The organism is Pseudomonas sp., from assembly GCF_037994325.1.
Classification (GTDB): domain Bacteria; phylum Pseudomonadota; class Gammaproteobacteria; order Pseudomonadales; family Pseudomonadaceae; genus Aquipseudomonas.
Genome location: NZ_JBBNAH010000386.1, coordinates 1 through 1,590 on the forward strand (window position 1 = coordinate 1; position 1,590 = coordinate 1,590).

Genomic DNA, 1,590 nt, shown 5'->3' on the forward strand with positions numbered 1-1,590 from the left:
AAACGACGCATCGCCGATGGTAGTGTGGGGTCTCCCCATGTGAGAGTAGGTCATCGTCAAGCTTAAATTCCAAACCCCCTACTCGTGAAAACGGGTAGGGGGTTTGTTTTTGGGCGTAGAAAAGTTAACGGAGAAAATTAGCCGAGGACTGCTCTAAGCCTCGGCATCTATATTTCGCGGTTCCGCTATACAGCACATAAAGAAATAACGCCGCATATGCGTTTATTGCAGCTAGGATTGCCAGCACGCAAGTACCTGTTGTTACCCCTTAGGTAAGCCGTTCCGCGAGTCCTTTGCATGTCTGATGCCACAGATAATCGAGCGTTGCCCGAGTTGCCGTTGGAGGCGCTGACGGCCTGCCATGAGTGCGATTTGTTGATGGCAAAACCTCACTTGGCGGTGGGCGAAAGTGCCCATTGCCCACGCTGTGGCTTCGAGCTGTATATGAGCCGCCCCAAGGTGGTGAAACGCAGCATGGCATTGGTGATCGCCGCACTCTTGCTCTACTTCCCGGCTAACTTCCTACCCATCATGGAGCTGAGCCTGCTTGGCCAAAACAGCGTCGATACCGTGTGGAGCGGCGTCAAAGCACTTTACGGCTCTGGCATGCAGGGTGTCGCCGTGGTGGTGTTTCTCTGCAGCATGGCGGTACCACTGCTCAAACTGCTCTGTCAGTTTTTAGTGCTGCTTAGCATTCAGTTGAAGTTAGGGCGCAGCTACGGCCTGCTGCTCTACCGCATTTATCATCACCTGCGTGAGTGGGGCATGCTTGAGGTCTACCTCATGGGCACGCTGGTTTCTATCGTCAAACTTATCGGGTTGGCTGACGTTACGCTCGGCTTTGGTCTTGGCTGTTTTGTCGCCCTGCTGTTAGTCCAGGTCTGGCTCGAAGTAACCATGACGCCCCATCAAATATGGGAAGCGTTATCCGGGGAGGATGACCATGCGGGCAATTGATGCGGGCATTCTGGTGTGTCCCGAATGCCATCAGCTCAACCGTGAAGAAGCCGATAGCGACACTCAGTTCTGCACCCGCTGCGGCGGTGCCGTTCATGCTCGCCACCCCAATAGCCTTATGCGCACGTGGGCGTTGCTGCTGACTTCCGCAGTCCTGTATATCCCGGCGAATCTGCTGCCGATCATGACGGTCAGTACGCTCGGCAAAGGTGAGCCGGACACCATCATGTCCGGCGTTATTTCCCTGGTGCAATACGGCATGATCCCCATCGCCGCCGTGGTATTTATCGCCAGCATTCTGGTGCCCACATTCAAACTGGTGGGCATCGGCCTGTTGCTGTATTCGGTGCAGCGCCGACTGCCGATGTCGCCACGCCAGCGCATCATCATGTACCGCTTTATTGAATGGATAGGCCGCTGGTCGATGCTCGATGTGTTTGTCATCGCCATCCTGGTGGCCTTAGTTAATTTCGGCACGCTGGCCAGTATCGAGCCTGGACCCGGCGCCGCTGCTTTCGCCAGTGTGGTGATACTGACCATGCTCGCCGCTCTCACCTTCGACCCGCGCTTGCTCTGGGACAACACGGAAACGGAAACCGATGACAACGACTGATCTGCCCAAAGCCAAAATTC

Annotated in this window: 2 protein-coding genes; both read left to right on the forward strand. The window is 55.5% G+C overall.

The genetic code is table 11. The features are described 5' to 3' along the window. The first annotated feature begins 297 nt into the window (after nucleotides 1-297). Complete coding sequence (locus AAAB16_RS13100) at nucleotides 298-957, forward strand: paraquat-inducible protein A (protein ID WP_340663717.1); 660 nt, start codon at nucleotides 298-300, stop codon at nucleotides 955-957. Further along, nucleotides 944-1,570, forward strand: a complete 627-nt coding sequence (locus AAAB16_RS13105; protein WP_340663718.1) for a paraquat-inducible protein A — start codon at nucleotides 944-946, stop codon at nucleotides 1,568-1,570. The genes AAAB16_RS13100 and AAAB16_RS13105 overlap by 14 nt, the downstream gene beginning before the upstream one ends. Nucleotides 1,571-1,590: the final 20 nt, after the last annotated feature.